17 protein-coding genes are annotated in these 22,655 nt (G+C 34.5%); 4 read left to right on the top strand and 13 right to left on the bottom strand.

Annotation, left to right across the window (positions count from 1 at the left end):
• Window positions 1-152: 152 nt before the first annotated feature.
• The 6 genes from HAV12_RS08825 to HAV12_RS08800 form a co-directional block, all read right to left on the bottom strand.
• Complete coding sequence (locus HAV12_RS08825; RefSeq protein WP_171571652.1) at window positions 153-932, bottom strand: SDR family oxidoreductase; 780 nt, start codon at window positions 930-932, stop codon at window positions 153-155.
• Between the two features lie 54 nt (window positions 933-986).
• The gene (locus HAV12_RS08820) at window positions 987-1,817 is read right to left on the bottom strand and encodes an amidohydrolase (RefSeq protein WP_171569321.1); all 831 of its coding nucleotides are present in this window, start codon (window positions 1,815-1,817) and stop codon (window positions 987-989) included.
• On the bottom strand, window positions 1,804-2,151 hold the full coding sequence (locus tag HAV12_RS08815) for an L-rhamnose mutarotase (protein ID WP_171569320.1): 348 nt from the start codon (window positions 2,149-2,151) through the stop codon (window positions 1,804-1,806). The genes HAV12_RS08820 and HAV12_RS08815 overlap by 14 nt, the downstream gene beginning before the upstream one ends.
• Before the next feature lie 370 nt (window positions 2,152-2,521).
• Window positions 2,522-3,388, bottom strand: a complete 867-nt coding sequence (locus HAV12_RS08810; protein ID WP_171569319.1) for an AraC family transcriptional regulator — start codon at window positions 3,386-3,388, stop codon at window positions 2,522-2,524.
• A gap of 641 nt (window positions 3,389-4,029) precedes the next feature.
• A complete protein-coding gene (locus HAV12_RS08805; RefSeq protein ID WP_171569318.1) occupies window positions 4,030-5,904 on the bottom strand; it encodes a M1 family metallopeptidase in 1,875 nt (624 codons plus the stop codon).
• Between the two features lie 225 nt (window positions 5,905-6,129).
• Entirely contained in the window at window positions 6,130-6,894 is a 765-nt protein-coding gene (locus HAV12_RS08800) for an SDR family NAD(P)-dependent oxidoreductase (protein ID WP_171569317.1), read from the bottom strand.
• 139 nt (window positions 6,895-7,033) lie between these two features.
• Between HAV12_RS08800 and HAV12_RS08795 the strand changes: the two genes are divergently transcribed.
• Entirely contained in the window at window positions 7,034-7,381 is a 348-nt protein-coding gene (locus tag HAV12_RS08795) for a helix-turn-helix domain-containing protein (protein WP_171569316.1), read from the top strand.
• 236 nt (window positions 7,382-7,617) lie between these two features.
• Here the strand turns inward: HAV12_RS08795 and HAV12_RS08790 are convergent, their stop codons facing one another.
• The 4 genes from HAV12_RS08790 to HAV12_RS08775 all read right to left on the bottom strand — a co-directional run bounded on the left by HAV12_RS08790 (window position 7,618) and on the right by HAV12_RS08775 (window position 13,066).
• Window positions 7,618-8,082: a hypothetical protein gene (locus HAV12_RS08790; RefSeq protein WP_171569315.1), complete on the bottom strand. Its 465-nt coding sequence runs from the start codon at window positions 8,080-8,082 to the stop codon at window positions 7,618-7,620.
• Window positions 8,083-8,084: 2 nt separating this feature from the next.
• Window positions 8,085-8,897, bottom strand: coding sequence for a cytochrome P460 family protein (locus HAV12_RS08785; RefSeq protein WP_171569314.1), 813 nt, complete (start codon window positions 8,895-8,897; stop codon window positions 8,085-8,087).
• A gap of 799 nt (window positions 8,898-9,696) precedes the next feature.
• Window positions 9,697-12,120 (bottom strand): T9SS type A sorting domain-containing protein, encoded by a 2,424-nt coding sequence (locus HAV12_RS08780; protein ID WP_171569313.1) that lies wholly within the window; start codon window positions 12,118-12,120, stop codon window positions 9,697-9,699.
• Window positions 12,121-12,400: 280 nt separating this feature from the next.
• On the bottom strand, window positions 12,401-13,066 hold the full coding sequence (locus HAV12_RS08775; RefSeq protein WP_171569312.1) for an IS6 family transposase: 666 nt from the start codon (window positions 13,064-13,066) through the stop codon (window positions 12,401-12,403).
• Between the two features lie 191 nt (window positions 13,067-13,257).
• Here HAV12_RS08775 and HAV12_RS08770 point away from each other — a divergent pair, with 191 nt between their 5' ends.
• Window positions 13,258-14,535: a glycosyl hydrolase family 18 protein gene (locus HAV12_RS08770; RefSeq protein WP_171569311.1), complete on the top strand. Its 1,278-nt coding sequence runs from the start codon at window positions 13,258-13,260 to the stop codon at window positions 14,533-14,535.
• A 354-nt stretch (window positions 14,536-14,889) separates the two neighbouring features.
• Here the strand turns inward: HAV12_RS08770 and HAV12_RS08765 are convergent, their stop codons facing one another.
• Window positions 14,890-15,555: an IS6 family transposase gene (locus tag HAV12_RS08765; RefSeq protein WP_171569310.1), complete on the bottom strand. Its 666-nt coding sequence runs from the start codon at window positions 15,553-15,555 to the stop codon at window positions 14,890-14,892.
• Between the two features lie 771 nt (window positions 15,556-16,326).
• Complete coding sequence (locus HAV12_RS08760) at window positions 16,327-18,702, bottom strand: outer membrane beta-barrel protein (protein ID WP_171569309.1); 2,376 nt, start codon at window positions 18,700-18,702, stop codon at window positions 16,327-16,329.
• A 165-nt stretch (window positions 18,703-18,867) separates the two neighbouring features.
• Between HAV12_RS08760 and HAV12_RS08755 the strand changes: the two genes are divergently transcribed.
• The gene (locus tag HAV12_RS08755; RefSeq protein WP_240345253.1) at window positions 18,868-20,475 is read left to right on the top strand and encodes a histidine kinase; all 1,608 of its coding nucleotides are present in this window, start codon (window positions 18,868-18,870) and stop codon (window positions 20,473-20,475) included.
• On the top strand, window positions 20,472-21,167 hold the full coding sequence (locus HAV12_RS08750; RefSeq protein ID WP_171569308.1) for a LytTR family DNA-binding domain-containing protein: 696 nt from the start codon (window positions 20,472-20,474) through the stop codon (window positions 21,165-21,167). Before HAV12_RS08755 ends, HAV12_RS08750 begins: the two co-directional genes overlap by 4 nt.
• 241 nt (window positions 21,168-21,408) lie before the next feature.
• Here HAV12_RS08750 and HAV12_RS08745 read toward each other — a convergent pair whose 3' ends face one another.
• Window positions 21,409-22,545 (bottom strand): hypothetical protein, encoded by a 1,137-nt coding sequence (locus HAV12_RS08745; RefSeq protein WP_171569307.1) that lies wholly within the window; start codon window positions 22,543-22,545, stop codon window positions 21,409-21,411.
• Between the last annotated feature and the right edge of the window lie 110 nt (window positions 22,546-22,655).

The following is a 22,655-nucleotide window of genomic DNA, read 5'->3' as shown; positions in this document are numbered from 1 at the left end:
GAGATTTATTTTGTTAAATAAGATCTGTCTTTTGCTATCACAAAAATCAATTTACATGTTTCATTGATGGACTTCAATAACATAAATTCTATCAGGTGTTTTTCTTCTGACAGAACAAGATTTTAGCAGAAATAAAGATTATAACTCTAAGATTATAAGGAACGGTCTAAATGAGTATAACCTCCGTCCACATAAATTAACTGGCCTGTAGTGTGACTTGATTTATTTGACAATAAAAAAACGGTCATATTTGCAATTTCTTCTACGGTTGTCATTCTGTTTTCAAACGGAATTTTAGCTGTGATTTCTTTTAATTTTTCTTCTGGGTTTTCAAGTGTTTTAATCCAGGTATCATATAATGGCGTATAGCATTCGGCCACTATAACCGAATTTACCCGAATTCCATATTTTAATAATTCAACGGCCCACTCTCGGGTTAATGCATTTCTCCCGCCATTTGACGCCGCATACGCTGAAGTTTTTCCCTGTCCTGTATCGGCAATTTTTGAACCTATATTTACAATTGCTCCTTTTGTTTTTTTCAATTCCGGCAAAGCGTATTGCGCCATCAAATAATAGTGTACCAGATTTTTATGAATCGACGCCATAAACTTTTCGTAATCTCCACTTTCTAAACCTACGCCATCATTTACACCGGCATTATTAATTAAGCCATCAATGCGCCCACATAATGCAATTACCTGCTCAACGGCACTTTTACAAGCTTCCGGATGGGTTAATTCAGCCACGAAAGACAATGCTTTTCCGCCTTCGTCTTCTATTTCTTTAACCGCAATTTGGTTGTCGGCATCCGCTCTTCCAATAATTACAGGAATAGCTCCCTCACCAGCCAAAACTTTACAGATCCCAAGTCCTATTCCTTTTGCTCCACCGGTTACGATAATTATTTTATCATTAAGATTAAGATTCATTTTGTTCTCTAAATTAAGTTCGACAGTTTTTTTATTTATAAAATTCAAGTGATTTTATTCTAAACGATAAAAATCAATTGCATTTTTTCTCCAGATTTTATCTTGTTCCTCTTTCGAAAATTTCGAAAAATAGTGCCCTGCAATGTTACATGATTCGGCATAAGATGCAGCAAGTAAGCTTACTGGCCAATCACTTCCAAACATTAAACGATCCATTCCAAATACCTCAGTAACCACATTTAGGCAATAGATAAAGTCTGTTACTCTCCAATTCTTCCAGTCAGCTTCTGTTACTAAACTTGAAACTTTACACATTACATTAGGAAATTTTGCAATCGCTTTAATTCCTGTTTCCCAATCACTGAATTCCTTATTTTTGAAATCTGGTTTTGCCAAATGATCAATAACAAATTTTTGTTCGGGAAATTTAGCAACCAATTTTATAGCATTTTCCAGATGTTTTGGAAAAATCAAAATATCATAGGTAAAATTGTATTTTCCCAATTTTGAAATTCCATTTTGAAAACTTTCCCACAACATGAAATTAATATCTACTTCGGCCTGAACTATATGTCTGAATCCTTTTAGTTTTTCATATTTGCAAAAATATTCTAAACGCTCTTCAATATTTTCAGCACATAAATCAATCCAGCCCACAACGCCTTTGATAAAATCATTATCTTTTGCCAATTCCAAAAGAAAATGTGTTTCTTCTTCACTCTGATCTGCCTGAACAGCTACACAGCCGTCAAATTGATTGTCTGTCAATAAAGGTTCTAAATCAGAAGGTAAAAAATCTCTTTTGATTACCTCCATTTCTTTATTGATCCAAGCCTCTTTTACAGGGTGATATTTCCAAAAATGTTGGTGGCTATCTATTCTCATGCAAGTCAAATATTTTTTCCATCAGCATCCATTTTTCACCTTCTTTTGCCCAAGGCAGTGCTTTTTGATATTTCCACATCAATTCTTCCCATTTCTGAACCACGGGATTATTCGCATCATTCTTTTCTTTTTTCTCAAAAGAAAAAGTTTCATTGGCCTCAATAATCATAAACAATCTGTTGCCAACACAATAAATATCGAGGTTTTCAATCCCTGAATTAACAATACTTTCTGTGATTTCCGGCCAAATTTTTTCATGATATTTCTTGTATTCGGTTATTAAAGATGAATCTTCATTCAAATCTAATGCAAGACAATATTTTTGCGTTACCATATTATTTTATTTAAGGCTTAGAAACCTGAAACCATTGGCTTGGAGATTGAACCTCTTTTAATATCCAAATCAATAAAAACAGGTTATTTATTAAAACGTTTTAAATTTCCGGAAGCAGCGTTTTTGATACAATTTCAAAAAAATAAAATTATTGCATTCTAAAATTTAATTTTAGCTCAAAATTATCATTAATTAAGCATTTATTATCTTAACAATTTATTCGTTAAAAAAACACGAAATAAACACAAAATTTAAGAATAATTCATTAAATAAACACCGAGAAAACGTCTCTAATTTTTGAAAAATAGAATTTAGTACGAATATTATCCAGGAGGAAAAATTAAACAGCAAAGAAGAGTAGTCTAAAAATCTAAACTAAAGCTTTTTTTCGATATTCCTTAGGAGTTGTTCCAATTAATTTTTTGAATAGCTTATTGAAGTTTGAAGCTGTTTTATATCCACATTGATACGCAATTTCCGAAATACCTAAATCAGTTTCTATCAGATATTTACATGCGTTTGCCACTCTGATTTCGTTTAAATATTCTACAAATGGTTTTTTGGTTTTTGCTTTGAACATTCTACAAAAAGAAGTAGGTGTAAGATTGGCGATTTTAGAAATTTCATCAAGAGATATTTCTTCTTTATAATTTGATTTCACATATTGAAAGACCTCTGAAAGTCGGTCATTTTTATTATCATCACTGACAGAAACATAAGAGTTATCATTGATATATCTAAGATCTTTGCTTTTTGATAAAAGAAACAAAATTTCGATCAGCCCCATGATAACTTCAAAACCTTTCTTCTTTAGTAATTTTTTCATTTTTTTAGCCACCAGTACATTTGTCGGTCCTGCGATGGATACTCCTTTTATGGCCTGAGAAAAAAACTTTTTGACTTCCTGAGCTTCCGGTAATTCATAAAAAGAATTCCCAAAAAGATCTCTGCTAAAATAAATCACAATAGCTCTGGCTTTCAAGCTATTAATTCCTTTATAAAAAATCTCATCGTTGAGCCAAACATGTGGAATATCGTCTCCAAGAAAAACCATATCTCCAGATTCAAATGCTTCTACAGAGTTTCCAATGATACGTTTTCCGTGACTTTCTAAAATATAAACCAACTCAAATTCCGGATGTGAATGAAAAGGCGACTGAAAAAAAGACTCTTCACGTGAAAATACAGAGAGAGAAGTATTAGTATATGAAGCTATATTTGTTTTTACAATTTTCATTTCCGGGAATAGTAATGGTAATTAAGGATAAAAATGAATTAATTACTTAAAAAAAATAGATGTAATGTGGTATTTCATAAAAACAAAAATAACAAAAAAACATTACCACGAATTTAAATCGTTTCAAGAAGACAAAATTTAAAAATAATATCCATGGAATTGCCCTCTAATTTGTCACAAAAACTTAAGGCGGTTTTTAAAGATATTTCACAAGTTTAAGTTTTGTGGCAGAATCGCGAAGATATTTGGAGTGGATACCTTTTTTGCCACAAAAAGCTAAGGCGAATTTTTACAGTTTTTTTACCAATCTCAGTTTTGTGGCAAAATCGTGGCGCTCTCTATTTTGAAGAACTAGAAGTTCAGTAAAATTAGGGTCTAAGAAGTGTAGGTTCGAAACTTTTAGACCCCATTTTAATTTAGTTGTTTTTTCGAAGGTTCGAGTCCCGTTCCCTCTAATAAGACAAAAAGCTTCAGAAAAATCTGGAGCTTTTTTGGTTTTATGCTATTTGTGGGTGAGCATAAGATTTCGTTGCGTTCACGAGCGGGACGCTCGCCAGTAGAGGAAATGTAAAAAATAAAAAAAGTGGCCGATTTTTTCATCACATGAAATTGTGTGTCCTTAAAATTGTTCTAATTGGATTTTATTGTTTTTTCGATTCCCAGACATTATTACCTGCATCAATATCTACATCAAAATTACTCCCCAATATAATTTTATCTACAGGAGTTTTGGACTGTAACTTTATTGTATATCCATCATTTCCTTGAGACCAACAGGAAATATCTTTATTGATTGATTGTTGAGTACCATCCTCGCAGATTACCTTTAGATGTATGGGAACCATCCCAATTCCTAATTTTTTAACCTCAATGATGTAGCTTTTGCCTTTCTTTGTTACTGCTTCAATCGCCAGGTCAGGAGCTATTTTGTTAAAGAACCAATCGTTCCAAAACCAGTTTAGGTCAGTCCCTGACTGTGTATTAATGCAATTAAAAAAATCGTAGGGAGATGGATGCTTCCCTTTCCAATTGTCAATAAAATAACGTAGTGCTTCTGAAAATTTATCATCTCCTAACATTTCTTTTACATAATAGAATCCAATGGCTGGTTTCAAATCTTTATTAGAAAACCTTGATTTGCGATTCAATTGTGGTGTGAGTGTTATGATAGGATTATCATAGTCAGAGCCCGCACTTTGATTTACTTCACTAATATCATAACTCATAGGAATTTCCGGCGCAATTAAGGGTTGTAATGTAAATTCAGAAAGAGTAGCCAGCCCTTCATCCATAAACGAATATTTGGTTTCATTTGTACCTACATAAAAAGGGAATAAGGTATGAAAGATTTCATGGGCCGTAAATTGTACTATTTGTAGCGGATCTTCAAAAGGCAGGTTATTTACCATCATTGGATATTCCATTGCATCAAGTCCATCAAAGATTGTTATGTGTGGATAGGGAAATGGAACTTTAGGGAACAGGTAACTTATAGCAGATACTGAACCACGTGCATACCCAATAACCGGATCATACTGTTTGTGTTCAGGATTATAAACGGCATCAACTCTTACCCTTCTATTTTTAATGGAATCAACAACGACACTTGCTGATTTCCATACATAATGATTACTTGTCGAAAAAGAAACATCTATAACATCAACCGCATCAAATATCCAGGTATTATATTTATTGGGTTTACAGATATTTTTCTTCGCTATATCTTCCTCTGTAATAATATTTACAATACCGTCACTACTACTGGCTTTCTGAAGTAACTGCAAATGGTGATTGCTAAATACATTAGCTGCGTTTGTCAAATTTCCAGTACACCATACCTGGTAATCGCCTGGGACGGTAATTTCTACATGAAAATCTCCATAGTCGTTATAGAACTCATCAAATCCCATGTACGGATACTCATTCCAACCGTCTATATCATCATACACTGCAATTCTTGGAAAAAAATACGCAACTACAAAAGCTCCATTATCTACCTGCCCTGTTCGAATAAATGAATTCTGATTTAGTATATACGAATACTTTATTTGAACATTAATCTTATCCTTGGGCAAAATTTTCACTCCTATTATTGTCATATTTGTTCCTGAAGTGACAATTAACTTTGATTCTACTTTTTGACCATTCAGAATAATCGATTCTATACAAATACCATCTCCTAAATCAGCTTTGGAAATGATCTGGGCTCTAACGGATTCTGTTTTGTACAAGTTAGGAAAGAGTTTAAAGACCATCTTAGAAAGCGTATCTGGGCTGCTATTTGTATACTGAATTTCAACCTGTCCGGAAACTTCTCTTGTGGCAGGAGAAAAATCAACCTTTATAGAATAATCTGCACGATTCTGCCAATAATTTTTCCCGGGCAATCCGCTTTTTTCCCGGACATGATTTTTATAACTCTGTCTAAAATTAGTCGCAACAGGTAATTGAGTCTGAGCAAAGACCTGCATGGTAAATAAGAGTAGTATTGTAATGGTAATTGTTATTCGATTCATATTATTGGGCTTTTTTTATTATGATAATTCATTTAAGTGACGTTTTAAAAATCTTTACAGAAAAAAACAATAACAACACATTGACAATATGGTAATTGAAAAAGAAAAAAAACATCTGCTACCGAATTATCGGTTAGCGAAATCGCTTTGCAGTTGGCTTCTAAGTATCCACAGAATTTTCAAAATTAAGGCTGAAAATGAATCCTTTGGAATTTAGAGCGAGTTTTAATTAACTCCAACACTATTCCTTTGCTTTTCTTCCTCAGTATTCATTTTATTAAAACCCAATTTTGGTGCTAATCTGGATAATAATTTGCCCAATTTTGATGCGCCCACTATAATTTCATCTTGACCATTGATCAATCCTTTAAAAACTTTTTGAGCAAAAAGTTCAGAAGTCATTAAAGAAATATTTTTCCCTTTGTTCATTTTAGTATCAACTGCAGGTGGTACCACTTCTACTAAACGAATTTTCGTTTTTCTCAGATTAAATCGTAAACCTTGTGTAATAGCTCTTAGTGCACTTTTACTTGCACTATAAGCAGATGATTGTGCCGAAGGTATAAAAACATAACCACTAGTAACATTTACAATTGTAGCTTCAGACTGCTTCTCTAAAATTGGCATTAGTTCCTTAATTAAAGCTATAGGTGCTACTAGATTTGTTTCTAACTCCGTTTTCAAAGTACCTATATAGTTAGGGTGCATAATATCAGTGACGCTATAAATTCCAGCATTATTCACAAGAACATTTAGTTTAGGAAAACGATTACCAATTTCCATCGCTACTATTTCCCGACCGGTTTGAGCAGAAATATCCGCAGCAATTGTGTTAAGTTTTGGAAATCGTTTTTTAGCTTCATCAAGGGTAACCTGAGTTCTGCCACAAATGATTACTTCATTTCCTTCATTTAAAAAAGTTTCAGCCATTGACAGACCAATACCAGTGCCGCCACCTGTAATCAGTACTGTATTTCCATTTCGTTTCATTTCCTTTTTGTTTTTATGATTCAGTTGTAAATGTAAATACAATACTATACTTTTACAAGTAGTTACAATTAAGTATATTAATTTACTAAAAGTTAGCTTAACTGTAAATCAACACTTTAAATAAAAAAAAAAAAAATAAATGAAAAATAATGAACCTTGTGTAGTTGATGTAACCGATTTGCAGTTCATATTACAAGTTTTGGGAGGAAAATGGAAGCTTCATATTCTAACAAATTTATATTTTGGCAAAAAAAGATTTAAAGAATTAGAAAGAGAAGTAATTGGAATTTCGCCAAAAATGCTAATTAAAGAATTAAAAGATTTAGAAGCAATTGGTATAGTTAACAGAGAAACCTTTAATACTGTTCCTATTACTGTCGAATATAGTTTAACAAAAGAAGGGTTGACATTAAAACCGATTTTAGACCAAATGAAACAATGGGCGATAATGTTTAAAAAGGAAATGGTAGAAAAAAGTCAACTTTAAAAGTAATTTTGCAATAGTCGTATTCATTTGGAAGACATTGAATAAAATTAAAAACTTGTGATATCCACATATTCCCGAGGTAAGCTGCAATCCATTTTTTAAAGAAGCTTAATCGCGTTAACCTCGGATATACAAAATGGATCAATAGACTAAAAGTTAGTTTTTTAATAAAACAATCTCTCTTTTTCTTAGTACATCCATTAACAGTAGATAAACTCTTAATTTTAATGTTTTTTTTACGGAGTTACGTTCATTTTTTGTTTAATCAGCACTTGAATACGACGCATATTATTAATGGCATCTTCCTTTACCTGCATACCGTTTGCTGTAAATTTTCGATATTCAATCGTTTCTTTTGATTCGATAATTTCAAAAGAAAGCAGCATTCCAGGAATGTAAGCTCCAAACCAATTCGGATCCGGCTGTTGACTCCAGGTAATCCACACAAATTTTTCACCTTTCTGCATATTTAGACTATTTGTTTTTATCCTTTCAACCGCTTTTTGATTTCCATACAATAAAGAAGTTGTATGTCTTTTTCTGTTTATCGAAGAATTAATCACTTTTAAGCCTGAAACTTTATCCATTAGTGCCTCGGGAAAGGATGCCTCTCTATTAAATCCGTTCTCACCTGAATTTTTTGAACAGGAAAAAAGGATAAATAAAAAAAGAAGTGCCGCAAAATAAATTATTGTTTTCATATCTATTGTCTAATTGGAAGTGTGAATACATGATCGTTTTTTTCCATTGGCTGATGGCAGCACATGCATTCGATTGTAAAATCTGCACTTTTGCGATAAGGTACCAGCTGCGGAGTTTTAAACCGGGCGAATCCCCAGCCGTTTGTTTCCTTGTATTTCTTATGATCTTTAATCATAAACTCAACTTGCTTAAAAGCCCCCTGAGAAATATTTCCCTCACTATCTTCGATTTCATCGTATGCGGCCTTAGCTAAAATAGAACCATCAGGCCATGGGCTGATCTGCTTATTTTTGATGGCCTTTACAGCAATATCATTTCCATAAATAATCCGCATCGTTCCATTGTCAACACGCTGGGTTGTACTCACTACAGCCCAGTTTTTATAATCAGCTATATAGGAGATTCCGTTAAGTGCTTTTGGAACTGTAACGGCAGGTTCTGCTTTTTTTAGTTCCTCAGACTGATTCTTCAATACTTTTATCTTTGAGCTATCCGCTTGGACATTATTTACCCTAAGATTCCAGATATAATCCTTTAACACTTTAATATCATGTCCGGAAAGCTTTGCTTTGGGATGTGCCAGAGTGTAACTGCTCAGGGGCACCTGATTTACAGATTCCCATAATTTTGCCTTTTGATCTGCCGGCGATAATTGATTCCACTCAGAAAAATTCAATCCACTTCTACCGTCCTCAACGTGCCGGGCAACCAGCCAGTAAGCCGGGGCTATCTTATCATACCAGCTTAGCTTGGTTTCATTAGAATGACAATCATAGCAGGAGTTCTTTAAAATAACCTGAACTTCATGAGGCACTTTTAAATCTCCGGTAACCGGAGGATTTATATAAACTACTTTTTAGACACCTTTTTGAGTTCATTTATACTACTCACTTTTATCGAGAATTAGGTGCTCACTTTATCCAGAATATCCACAATAGTTTGCATTTCTCCAGATTTTAAGATTTGGTTTTTTTTTTCAAACTGCTACAGAATATGAATAGTTTTGGTTATTAATATGCGTTAATCCTGCTCCGCAGGATCGACGCATATTCATTAAAGACTAATTATTATTATCACTTAAAAAGAAATAATTATTTGATATTTAAAATAGTAATTTTAGCCAAGATGATTTCCATACTGGTAAGCTAGAAAGAGGTTAGGAATATTGATAAAAATGATTAGGCCATCAAATCGATGGCTTTTTCTTTTATAAAACCTAATACCAGAATCATATCTAGTATTAGGTTTTCTTGTTTTAATCGATGCTATTTAGAACTCATTGTTGCGGATACGAAGTCGGGAGAGATTCGCAGATGAAAATCTGGTCAGCCGTCTCTTTAGTGTTCAAAACTATTAAGTTTATATTATTTTCCAGTTAGTTACATTGTTGTTTTGTAAAAAATATCTAATTTGAAACACTACCGAATACTATCAATTTCTAATCTCATTTTTGATCTTGTAGAAGTCTTAGGCAAGTTTATAAAACAACATTTTAGCCCAAATTTACATTTTTCAAGAAACGCTCTGTAAATCAAATGATATTTAAAAACTAAGAGGTTGTCTTTTCAGACAACCTCTTAGTTTTTTTATCAACCAATTCAAAAAAGGTATTTTTATTTTATAATTTTTACAATACCTGATTCTCCGTTTCTGGTTTTTACTTTTACCAATAATACACCATGTTGATTTGATAAATTATCAGAGAACAATGTCACAGTATTATTTGAAACCGTGTACATATCTTGCTTTATCAATTTCCCTAATAAATCATAAACCTGAATATTAACCAGAGTTCCGTTTGTATAATCAGGCAATTCTAATACCACATAATCTTTCATTGGATTAGGATGCGCTTTTACAGAGAATATCTGAGTATCATTCTTAAATTCGTTATCAGAAATCCCAAGATTTACATCGCTGTCGGTGTAAACAATTCCTCTTCCTACGGTACTCATATAAACCCTGCCAAAAGTATTCATATCACCAATTACAAAATTACCATTTCCTGTTCCGCCAAACTCATACGCATCATCATTTACACGAAGCCATGTAACGCCCTCATCAATAGAACGAAACACACCGGTAACTCCATTTACTGTTCCCCATATATATATAGAAGGATATGTTTTTCCAGGAGCCGCTTTACCAATGCCTACAGCTGAAGCAGCTGTTACACTTGCTGAAGGAACAACAAAAGTCAGACCGCCATCAATTGAACGTTTTAAACCTCCACCATTCATTGCAATCCAGATGTGTCCTGCATTACCGAGAACAGTTCGAATTAATTTTGAACCCCATGAACCGGCATTACCTGCAGAAACAAAATTAACCCCTCCATCAGTACTAATCATCATCAATCCTGTTAGTTGATCATAAACATAAAACTTATTATTGGTTACCTGATCAGAAACCGGGATTGCATCACTAACACTTATACCGTTACAGGTTGTCCATGTAGTTCCGTTATCAACAGAACGATATATACTTGTTGCACCGGAAGGACAATGCAAAATGGTATTACCATCATAAGACAAGGCTGCCCTGCCTTTTTGTCCCATTAAGGCCGCTGTAGTTTTGGTCCATGCCGCACCTTGATTTCCAGAATAATACATAAACTCCCCTAACCTCACAATTTTGTTTGTGTTTCCTGCAGCATACGAAATAGAAGTTGAAGTTCCCATAGTCGGAGCATGTTGCGGAGCAAAAACAGTTACATCTGTATGTTTAAATCCGTCAAAGTCGCCAATTACACTCATTAATGGACCAGATGGAATACTTATTAAATCTAAAGGGACTGATTCTTCAATACCGATTGCATCAAATTTCCAGGTAGTTTTAACTGCATTAATATCATCGCAAGTAAAAAGTCCGTTTCCTGAAACAATACTTGCCTGAGATGTATTTGTCGGGTTAAATTTAAAATCTGTTGCCCAGTGTATTGACTGACCGGTAACCCATGTACAGCCATTACTTTCAAAAGAAAATCCGGAATTACCAACTAAATCCCTCCAATTAGTTCCTCCGTCTGTACTTACATAAAAATGGTCCCCATATACAGCTGTCCCCCCAGGAGTAGTATATTGGAACGACCAAGTATTTGTCGTTGAAGCGATTAATCGTTGTGGATTTGCCGGATCTACATCAATACCTCCAAACGGCCTTGTAATACCAGCTGGCGTAATGTCTGTAAAAATTCCTGTACTGCTTAATTTTGATATTTTTCCCTGGGTTCCATTCCAGGGTCCTTCCAGGTCAGCATAAGTAATCAATAAAGATCGATTTGAATCTAAAACAGCACGCTGCGGCATATAAGATGTTGTGGCTCCTGAAACAGCAGTCCAGCTAATTCCGCCATCAAGACTTTTGTATAGATTAGAAGCTCCAATTTGTGAAACCCCGGCATAAATAGTTTGTGTTTTACCTCCTGAAACCGAAGCCGGATCCAAAACAACAAAGCATACCCCATTTGCATTTGAAGTTGTCGTAACCGGAAAACCTGACAACTTATTCCAAGTCAAACCGGCATCAATACTTTGAAAAATACCATTGTTTCTGGTTCCGCAATAAATAATATTCGAATTATTTGGATCAACAGCTAAACGTTCACCATTCGAACGCCCCATACCATTTCCATGTGCTTTAAATTTAGAAGTCACTTCAATTTCAGTAAATGTATTTCCTTTATTTGTGGATTTTAAAATAGCCGTTTTTCCATTATTAAAATAACTGGTTCCAACCAATAAGTAGACCACATTATTATTTTGTGGATCTATTGCCAAAGATTCAACGCCAAAATAACCAACCTGATCTATACTTAGCCAATCCAGCAAAGAGATCCATTTTTTATTAGCAGCATCCCATCTGTAAGCACCGCCAACATCAGTTCTGGCATATTTTAAATCTGCATCATTTTTACTGGTAATAATTCCAGATACAAAACCCCCTCCTCCTATCTGAACATTCTTCCATACATTTTGTGTTTTTCCTGATAAGGAAGCCAGAAGCAATAAAAAAAGTAAAAAATAGTTTTTCTTCATTTTAGTAATCATTTAAATTATGGTTTAAGTAAATTCTTAGATCAAAAATATTCTCAATTGACTATCGAAAATATTTCATCTTAACTTATGGTTAAATAGACAACAAGTATACATTTTTATTTTTTAAATAAAAAGAACATTCAAAAACGTAACAATTAAAAAATATAATTTATGCATTTATCAGAGCAAAACTTATATTTTAAAAAAATGGATTACAATAACGAACCCTACTTCTGTCGCATCTGTCAGAATCAAATATAAGAATTAAGTAATTTAAAAGTTAGCCCGCCAATTTACAGTATGATTTAAACATAGTTATCCCTGGCCTAACCATCTGATTCTTTCTGAGCATGTGTACAACTTCAATCCCGTTCAATGTTCGTCTGGCCGATTCAAAACTTTTAAAGCCTAATCCGTTTTGTATACGCAACTTGATAAAACGATGGTCCTGTTTGACAATATTGCTGAGATATTTACACTGTCGAATTTTAATCTTTGAGAAAGAACGACTGTTATAAACTTTAATTGCTGCAGTATTAGAACCGCTTTTATCAATGTTTATTAGTCTTGGCTGGTAATTACTACCAATTGCTTTAATTAGAAAAGACTGAGCGCTCATCCGCTGTCTTTTTCTCGTTAAAAGAAAGTCTACTGTATTGCCAAATTTATATACTGCTCTATATAAATAACACCAAATTCCTTTTACTTTGATATAGTTCTCATCTAATCTCCAGCTTGCCGCTACTCTGCCTTTTCTCTTCTTCATCTCTGACTCAAGCAAAGGTGTAAATTTATAAACCCAACGCTGAATAGTAGCATGATCCACAAGCACTCCTATAATTTTCATTATTTCTTCAACATCACGATAACTCAGTGTAAATCTTAATTTAAAATACACTGCCTGAAGAATGATATATTTTGGATAACAATGACCTTTAGTATTCATTTTTTGATGAGTTTTAAATTATAAAGATAAAGTTATTCCCAAATGCGACAGAACCTCTTATTCCAAGATTATGCTTACTCATACATTAGAAAATCGTACTCATTACATTTTTTGCATTATAAAAGCCTATTAGTTGGTATTTTTAATAAAGAAATTAAAAACTAGGTAGAAAACTCTAAAATTCTAATCACATGAAAAGCAAAAAAAACTTTACCGGCGCCATCGGTGCGTGGCTGACTAATGAGCTACATCCAGCAAACGCGACCTACAGCTCACCCAACAGCAATTTTAGTTCTATTAAGCTCAACGGGATATACAGCACCCTTGATTACCTGAGCATCGGCTGGTTTGGAGTGGATATGAGTAACCCTAGCAGTCCCACCCTGCAAACCAGTAACACATATCTTGCACAACAGGTTTTAGATGCCCGTGCACAAAACCCGGACATCACCATATTTGCTTTACTGGCCTATACCCAAGAAATCACCAACGATCTCCAAACGATCATCAACAACCCCGCCCTGCTGACCACTTTTGCGACCAATGTTGCCAACTTTCTGGCTAACAATGACCTCAATGGTTTCGACATTGATTGGGAACAGCCCACGAGCCAACTCTCCCATAAGCAATGTGGCCAATGGCTCAACGCATTGGGTAAGGCTTTCGGGGATACCTATTATCTGGCCATTTCGGCGAGTTCTAACCAGTCCGGTAATGTCAACAACCTGAATGCGGATGCTGTGAATGCCAATGTGGATGTGTTCAATTTGCAAAGTTACTGGGTTAGCGATCCTAGCGTATTTATTGCACACGGCATCAATGCCGATCTATTGGGATTCGGTGCTTATTTAGAAAGTGGCGTCACTGCGCTTTATGCTTCTCAGCAATACGCTGCTGGGATTCAGTACCAGAGTAAGCAATACCCCTACCAAACTATGATGAGTTGGCGGCTTGATTCTTCCAACTGGCCTTTCGAGCAAAGTCAGCAACTATTGATGCGGCCATACCTGACCGGCCAACCGGATGTGGTTGTGTTCGACGATGGAGCCATCTTGAATGCGCAAACTACTCCTACTCTTATCCAAAGTATCGTTATCCGTAGCGGAGATGTTGTGGATGCCATCCAATGTACCAATGCCAGCAGCGACGGCTCGTATGTGGTACAACTATTACAACACGGTGGTGATGGCGGCAATGGGAATAATCCGATCAATCTCACAAATGGCCTCACCGCTTTCAGTTACGTAACAGGCTACTGGTACGGACAAAATGTGGTAGTTCAAATCACCATCAACGGCACAAGTTATCCCGCCACCATTAATCCCAATGTAGTTGATACACAAAATTTTCAGGTGACTGCTCCGGCGGGTAGAACTATTATTGCATTCAGTGGACAAACCTGTTATGTGAATTTGGCAGGCGGAGGTTTCAGTTGGGTGTTATCGCAGATCAACGGAGTATTCGGTTAGTGATTTTTTTATTCCCTCTGGTGCTCGTATGCAACGAGTGCCTACATAATATTTAAAAGATAATTGTAGCGTTTGTAATGCGGGCTAATAAAAAAAGGTTCTTAATACGTTTTATTAAGTAGTAAGTATCTAAAAAGCCACATTGCAAACGCTTTGATTTAGTTTATACAAGTAAAAGGGTACTCGTTCAAAACAATCAACAGATTGAGTTTTTACAGGAAGTTATTTTTGTAGTTTAAATCAGCTATATTTACGTTCAAAATAATAAAAAATGGAGGTTTTGAGACAAACTGACGTTAGCGGGTTCTGTCGCATCTGTCAGAATCAAATATAAGAATTTAAGTAATTTAACAGTTAGCCCGCCAATTTACAGAATGATTTAAACATAGATATCCCTGATCCAACCATTTGATTCTTTCTCAGCATATGCACAACTTCAATTCCGCTTAACGTCCGTTTGGCCGATTCAAAACTTTTAAAACCTAATCCGTTTTGGATGCGCCACTTGATGAACCGATGGTCCTGTTCGACAATATTGTTGAGATATTTACACTGCCGAATTTTAATCTTTGAGAAAGAACGCCTGTTATAAACTTTAATTGCTGCGGTATTAGAACCGCTTTTATCAATGTTTATTACTCTTGGCCGGCAGTTATTACTAATTGCTTTAATTAGAAAAGACTGAGCGCTCATTCTTTGTCTTTTTCTGGTCAAAAGAAAGTCAACCGTATTGCCTGATTTATCTACTGCCATATATAAATAACACCAAACACCTTTTACTTTGATATAGGTCTCATCCAATCTCCAGCTTGTCCCCACTCTAACCTTTCTCTTCTTCATCTCCGACTCAATGACAGGTGTAAACTTATAAACCCAGCGCTGAATAGTAGCATGATCAACATGAACTCCTCGCATTTTCATGATCTCTTCAACATCCCGGTAACTAAGGGGAAATCTTAATTTAAAATACACTGCCTGAAGAATAATAGATTTTGGATAGCTATGACCTTTGGTATTCACTTTTTTTTAGTTTTAAAATTCCAAAGATAAAACCTATTCACAAATGCGACAGAACCATAATGCTTCAATCTCTTAAACCTAAATATTCAATATTTTTGATATATTTGTAATACAAAAAAAGAATAATACTACTGTCTGTTAATTAGTTAGTATCTTAATTTTTGTGAATGATTTAATATTGAAATAGTAAAATTGAATTTGGGTGCAGAATCGGTGCATTAGCTTCAAGACATTTATAAAAACGTAACAAAGACGGGATCTCAACACATAAAGTTCGAATCCTGCTCTCCCCACAAAAAGGGTAAAAGAAGTAAAAAGGTCACTTTTTCAATCTTTTCAAAAACCCGAGAAAAACTGGGTAAAACCTGCAAATCCTAGGATTCGCAGGTTTTTTACTTTTATTACATTTTTCAATCTTTATAAAAATGCCCAAAATTTCTATGGCAGAATCGTGGCACTTTTGTCTTGGAGTGGATACCATTTTTGCCACAACAATTTAAGGCGGTTTTCTAAAAATATTTCACCAGTCTAAGATTTGTGGCAGAATCGTGGCACATTGCATTTTGAAAAAGTAAAACCACAGCAAAATAAGGTTATAAGAAGTTTAGGTTCGAAACTTTTAGAGCTCCTTGTCTATTTTTAGTGTTTTTTTTTAGAGGTTCGAGTCCTGTTCCCGCTTAAGAATTCAAAAAAACATTATATGTAAATCTCATTTAGAGTCTTTAAATTTACTTTTACTAACTAAGAAAATTATAAACGTCAAGTAATAAATTAATTTCGATTAGCACTATTCCCCTGTCTGATTGCTTTTGGATCGGTCAAATTAAAACAATAAACAAAACTTAAACGGTAACGCGCCGCGTTGGGAATACTGTTTTCAGCAATATAATAATCTGTGCCGGTTGTAGTACTTTTATTTTGGCGCAGGTTAAAAGCATTAGTGACATCAAACACAAGTGTAGCTTTATCTTTTAGTAACATTTTGCTCAAACCAAAATCAAGAGACTGCAAGGCATCGTTTTTTGTCTGTGCATTTTGCTGTGCCCCGCGAAAGTTATAACGGCCTTGAAAACTAAATTTAGCCGGCAATTTTATTTGAGTACTCAAACGTCCTGTAAGAGTTTGGCCTTTGTAATCTAAATTTTCATCCTGATAATTTCCTTTTTGAGTGAAATGATAGAAATTAATTTCCAGATTGATCTGCAGCCATTTTATCGGATTGCATAATGTTGAAAGCTCTGCCCCGCTTCGTATTTCATGCTGAATATTAATAGGCGTTGTATAAAATATATCATTTTCACGATAAGTAAAATCCTGAATATAACCGCTTTCCCACTGGTAATAAACAGAGGGATTCAGCGTAAAGGTTTTCCATGTTTTAAGAAAGGCCAATTCAAAAACATCTGTAAACGACGGATTAAGATCTGGATTGCCAATATATTGAGAATTTATATCGGTCAGTTCGTTAAAAGGATATAAGGCATACAAAGACGGGCGATTGATGCGTTTGCTGTAATTGAATTGTAAAGTCGAAGCTTCAAACTTATAACTCAAATTTGCGGTAGGAAAAACTCTGTTGTATTTTTTATCATCATTATAGGTGTTTTTTATATCGGTAATTTCGATTTTGGTAAACTCATTGCGGAGTCCCAACATATAATTAAATCGGCCCTTCTTATTACTGTATTGAGCATAAGCGCTGGCAATCGTTTCATCATAATTCATGTCGTTATCAATATTTTGGTAGATGTTCAAAGTATCACCTTGCTGCTGTTCGGCTAAAAAAATACTGGAAACTTTTCGGATTTCTGTTTTTACGCCAAATTCAAAAACTGAAACACTGTCAATGGGCTGTGTAAAATCACTTTGAACCAGTAAATCTTTGCTGTTGCCAATGGAGCTCGTTCTAATTCCTGCATAGTTTATAACAGTTGGATATAAACGTTGTGTGGCAAGATTCCAATCTTTATCGCTGTTCCACCAATCATACTGAACATCAATCGTCCATTTTTTGACCGGCTGTTTAAAGGTTTGCGTATAATTAAACTCAAATTGATTATAATCTCTTTTTTCTAATGATTTTCCTTCTCGGTTCAAAATGCTGTCTTTTGCAAGAGAAGCATTGCTGTAATCGTATAACAACTGCGTTTTATCATTGTCTTTTGTGGCATTTTTCAGAAAAGCAGCTGTAATGGTGCGATGCTCATCAATAAAATAATCGGCGCCAATGTAAATTAATTTACCATCATCGTGGCGATTTTCGTTTTGTACATGGTTTAAGTAACTTGTTGTACCGTTATTCGCAGTAGCTTGATTGGTAGTATAAAGTCCAACATAATCAGAAGATCGGATGCTGAAATTAGAAAATATATTGATCTTATCGGATTTATAATTGATGCTCGGATTAAGACGGCTGTCATTTGGGGAACCGGCAACCAGTCGTACCTGACCGCTAAAACCGCTTTTTTTGTTTTTTTTCAAGATAATATTAATAATTCCTGCCGAACCCGAAGCATCATATCTCGATGAAGGATTTGCAATTACTTCTATTCTTTCAATTTGATCAGCTGTGATTTGATCAAGCGCGTTATTTTGGGTTAAACCTGATTGACGACCGTTAATCAATACCAATACACTGCTGTTACCACGAAGACTTACCGATCCCGTTGGGCTGACCGCAACAGACGGAACGCCATTTAAAACATCATTTGCAGAACCATTTTGCGAGAGTACATCTTTGCCAACTTCAAAAACTTTTTTATCCAGCTTTAAGCTGATGTTTGGTTTTTGTCCGCTAATTTCTACGGCGTTTAATTCTACAGCATCTGTAGATAAACCAATTATTCCCAATTCTATTTTCTGTTTAACCGAAATGATTTCTAACGGCTGCGCATAATTTTGATATCCTATAAAGCTAAAAGAGATCGTCATTTTACCCATTGGCAGTCCTTCTAAATTAAAAATGCCCTGATCGTCGGTAACGCCAATTATTACGGTTTTCATTTTACTGTCTTGTACTGAAACCGTCACATACGGCAATACTTCTTTGGTTTCCTTATCCTTTACTTTGCCGGCAACGCTGGTTTGCTGTGCATGGCTAAAAAGATGAAAAAATAAAATTAAAATACAATTTATAAGGGTTTTCATGTTAGGTTTTTTTTTACAGTACAAGATTAGGTGATAAAAGAAAACACCTTCTTTTAAAACATGCAAACGGCTCTAAGAGCTTTTGAAATGCATTGGGCTATCCGATAATTATATTATCTTTATCTCATGCACCGTTTGACCTTTTTTATCGCGTTTTTACTCCTTTTGTTTACATCATGTGAGCATTATACTGATTATGTAAAATCGGATGTAACATATTACAGCGATGATGATAAGCTACAAAATTATCTCGGCAAGTCTGAAAATTCGATATTTAAAGTTCATATCGACGCAATGCTGCTTAAACGCGCAAACACTGCTGAGCCATTAGGTTTGCAAGTTAATGGTTTCGGTGCTTTTGATGTGTATTGGGATGGCATTTTAGTAGGAAGCAACGGAAAAATGGCAAAAAACGGTCAAGTCGAAGTACCTGGAACAGAAATGACTTACTATCAAATACCTGAAAATCTTGCTTATATTGGCAAGCACGTTGTCACGGTAATAGGAACGCAATCGAAATGGCGGGAATCCCATCGTGGCATTAACATAAAACTTGAAAGTTTTTTGAGCTTGCATCGTGCACCGCTCATTACAATGTCTTTTATGAACCTTATGGCTGGGGCTTTTCTTATTGCGTCGATTTACTATTTTTTTCTTTATATCAACAGTACTCGCGAAGAAATTACAGTTTTGCTCTTCGGAATAATCTGTCTGCTTTTTTTCTTTCTGCTGATTGTAGAATATGTCAAATTTTATATTGACATTCCGTACACCCATTATTATGCCCGATTGAAAATCGTTGGCTGGCTTACTTTTTTTGTATCAATGCTGATTCCCTTATATTTTATGCTGCAGTTTGACTTCCAAAAAAAGCGTTTGTTTCTGTTGCTTGTGTTTGTGTGCCTTATCGTAATCTACGTTATTTATTACGGGCATTATGACAGGACAGCAATTTATTTTAGTTATGCGATGTGTCTTTTCTCCATAATTATTGCGGGCAATGCGGCAGTTCGAAAAATAAAAGGCGGTCTAATTGTTCTGGCTGGCTTAATGGCAAGTGTAGTAGTCAATTACTTTTTGTTTTTTGATTTTGGATTGTTTATCGCTTTTACGATCATCGTATTGTCTATGCTTTACCTGCACACTATTCGGGCTCAAGCTATTGAAGAAGCCCATAATACATCGTTGTTGCTTTCGTCAAGATTACAGTTAGAGCTGATTAAGAAAAACATTCAGCCGCATTTTCTTCGCAATACATTAACTTCTTTAATTGATTGGGTCGAAGAGTCTCCACAGCAAGGCGTTGTCTTTATTCGCGCGCTGGCAGACGAATTTGACATTATGAATTCTATCGCAGAGGAAACACTTTTTCCCATAAGAGAAGAAATCAGTTTGTGCCAAAAACATTTGGAAGTAATGTCTTTTCGCAAAGAAATTTGTTATGATTGGGACGAAAAAGATATTGATGAAAAGGAAGAAATTCCGCCCGCAATTCTACACACTATTGTAGAAAACGGAATAACGCACAGTCTGCCTCCAACAGAAGGCTGTATCCGTTTTTGTCTGAGTTTTACCAAAGAAAAAAATATCAAATCATATTCGCTTTTAGTGATCGCTAAAAACAGAAAAACAAAAAAAGACAAAAATGGCGGTACTGGTTTTAAATATATAAAAGCGAGACTGAATGAAAGTTACGGAGACAACTGGCAATTTGATTCTGTTGCTGTAGAAGAGGGCTGGCTGACAACAATTGAAATTTTTGATAAAAAATGAAGATTCTAATTATTGAAGACGAAGCCAGAATTGCCAAACGAATCGAGCGAATGACTCGGGATTTTTTTGATAAAGAAGTCCAAATTTTGCTTTGTGATTCGGTAGAAAATGGATTAAGCGTGATTCAAACAAATTCTATTGATTTGCTTTTGCTCGACTTGAATTTAAATGGCGAAGACGGATTTTATATACTGCAGTGTGTGGTCGCGAAATCTTTTCAAACCATTATCATCTCCGCTTATACGGACAAAGCGATTACGGCGTTTCATTACGGAGTATTGGATTTTGTACCCAAACCATTTGATGAAAACAGGCTTTCGCAGGCTTTTACACGTTTTACGTCACCAGAAAAACAAACCAGTGGCGATGTTCAGTTTTTAGCTGTAAAAAAAGCAAAAACGATTAAACTCATTACTATAAAAGAGATAAAATTTATTAAAGGAGCAGGAATTTATACGGAACTGCATTTAGCAGACGGACGCGTTGAACTTCATGACAAATCCTTAGAATCATTAGAAAAACTGCTTCCGTCATCATTCCAAAGAATTCATAAATCCTATATTCTTTGCTGGCATGAAGCCGATAAATTAATTGTAGAAGCTGGTGGAAGATATAATATGCTGCTTAAAAATGGTGAATTATTGCCAGTTGGCCGTTCAAAATATAAAGAAATAAGACATAGAACTATTTGAAGAATAATACTATTTTTTAAACAAATTGTAGAACTTTTCAATATTAAGTTTTAGGATGCAAATGCAATAATCGTATAATAATCTTCAAAAAAAATGGTTAGATATTTGAATGCTTCCCGCTTTAAGACAAAGCTTCAGAGAAATATGGCTTTTTTTTGTTTTACTCCAATTTGTTAACGTCTTGTTGCGTTCACGACCGAAAAGCTCACGTCAGCAAGGGCCAAATGGCGGTTGTGCGTTGTTATTCTATCGAGATATCTTTACTTTCAGTTACTTTAGGAATATAAATAAGATAATCATAACCCTTTATAACTCTCGATAAGTATATATCATCTACTTTTAGCTTATTTTGTAAAATAGATTTCTTTAAAGGTCTTAAGTCAAAACAGTACCATTGCTCATCATTTACCATATTTAGAAAAGATTTAAAACTAGTGTTGTCATTTTCGTCTTCTCCTTTTCCTATAATCATTATATGTAACGATTTCCTGAAATTTGCCTCTTCAATATTAGAAATTAAGCTGCCTATATCATATAAATCGGTTTTTGTTAATATGGTTTCCCCTTTTGGTAGATGGTTCGCTCCAAATTTGAAAAGATTTTTTTTGTTATTCCAATCGGGCATTTGGGTTAGCAAGATGTTTTTCATCAATTGAATCCTTAAGGGATGACTTCTTTTAGTATAAATCTCTCTACTTAACTTAAATGCTTCAATTTGTTTTAGCTCTTTGTCAGAAAGTTTTAACTTCAACAACAAATCTAACTTTTGAAGACAATCTTCAGAAAGCATGTAGTATTTTTCCAAACCTTCTTTAGATGTAACTAGTTTCGAATTATGAAGCATTTGGTCATATATCTCAATCACTTTTTTATTTTTCGAAGTTTCTTTTAAATTTGAAATTATCATTTGATCTGCAGAAACGCTCATTTGTTCGACACCATATATTTTGGTATTACGTTTAACTAAATTCTTAAACAAAGCAAATTCGGGTTCATACTGCAAAAAAGAAAAGTTTGTATAATATTCTTTAACAAAAGAATTAAGCTGTTCAGTAGATAGCGATTTAATTTTTGTTTCGATTAAATCTACAGAATAAGGATCAACCTCAAGAAAATAGTTATCAAAATCAACCTCATTGATAATAGCATTTGTGAAATAAGGAATTTCGTTTGTAAAATGAATTTCTCCCAACAAAACAGAATTAGATTGTTTTATTTCGTCCAGCAAAACATCCCATCCTTTTCCCTGAAAGGAAATATTTTTATCAATTTGGAAAGGAAAACCATTTTTTTGAACTAAACTGTCAAGTACTGTGTTTTGAGCATTGTTAAAATTTGTAATAAATAATGTAAGAACTAAGAATATTATTTTTTTCATTTTGTATTTATCGAAGTTGTATTATAATAAGGCACAATCTATTTATATGTATCACAAAACCAACAGAAAGCGACCCAAATTTGGGTAGATATATGTGATAAGTATTACAC

Origin of the sequence: Flavobacterium sp. CLA17 (assembly GCF_013112255.2) — a bacterium.
Classification (GTDB): Bacteria; Bacteroidota; Bacteroidia; order Flavobacteriales; family Flavobacteriaceae; genus Flavobacterium; species Flavobacterium circumlabens.
Note: the sequence above shows the minus strand (reverse complement) of the source record. Positions and strands in the feature narration are given on the sequence as shown.

What these genes read in the sequence shown, in the direction of transcription:
- HAV12_RS08825 (WP_171571652.1), bottom strand. Translation starts at nt 932, where the DNA reads ATGAATCTTAATCTTAATGATAAAATAATTATCGTAACCGGTGGAGCA.
- HAV12_RS08820 (WP_171569321.1), bottom strand. Translation starts at nt 1,817, where the DNA reads ATGAGAATAGATAGCCACCAACATTTTTGGAAATATCACCCTGTAAAA.
- HAV12_RS08815 (WP_171569320.1), bottom strand. Translation starts at nt 2,151, where the DNA reads ATGGTAACGCAAAAATATTGTCTTGCATTAGATTTGAATGAAGATTCA.
- HAV12_RS08810 (WP_171569319.1), bottom strand. Translation starts at nt 3,388, where the DNA reads ATGAAAATTGTAAAAACAAATATAGCTTCATATACTAATACTTCTCTC.
- HAV12_RS08805 (WP_171569318.1), bottom strand. Translation starts at nt 5,904, where the DNA reads ATGAATCGAATAACAATTACCATTACAATACTACTCTTATTTACCATG.
- HAV12_RS08800 (WP_171569317.1), bottom strand. Translation starts at nt 6,894, where the DNA reads ATGAAACGAAATGGAAATACAGTACTGATTACAGGTGGCGGCACTGGT.
- HAV12_RS08795 (WP_171569316.1), top strand. Translation starts at nt 7,034, where the DNA reads ATGAAAAATAATGAACCTTGTGTAGTTGATGTAACCGATTTGCAGTTC.
- HAV12_RS08790 (WP_171569315.1), bottom strand. Translation starts at nt 8,082, where the DNA reads ATGAAAACAATAATTTATTTTGCGGCACTTCTTTTTTTATTTATCCTT.
- HAV12_RS08780 (WP_171569313.1), bottom strand. Translation starts at nt 12,120, where the DNA reads ATGAAGAAAAACTATTTTTTACTTTTTTTATTGCTTCTGGCTTCCTTA.
- HAV12_RS08775 (WP_171569312.1), bottom strand. Translation starts at nt 13,066, where the DNA reads ATGAATACTAAAGGTCATTGTTATCCAAAATATATCATTCTTCAGGCA.
- HAV12_RS08770 (WP_171569311.1), top strand. Translation starts at nt 13,258, where the DNA reads ATGAAAAGCAAAAAAAACTTTACCGGCGCCATCGGTGCGTGGCTGACT.
- HAV12_RS08760 (WP_171569309.1), bottom strand. Translation starts at nt 18,702, where the DNA reads ATGAAAACCCTTATAAATTGTATTTTAATTTTATTTTTTCATCTTTTT.
- HAV12_RS08750 (WP_171569308.1), top strand. Translation starts at nt 20,472, where the DNA reads ATGAAGATTCTAATTATTGAAGACGAAGCCAGAATTGCCAAACGAATC.
- HAV12_RS08745 (WP_171569307.1), bottom strand. Translation starts at nt 22,545, where the DNA reads ATGAAAAAAATAATATTCTTAGTTCTTACATTATTTATTACAAATTTT.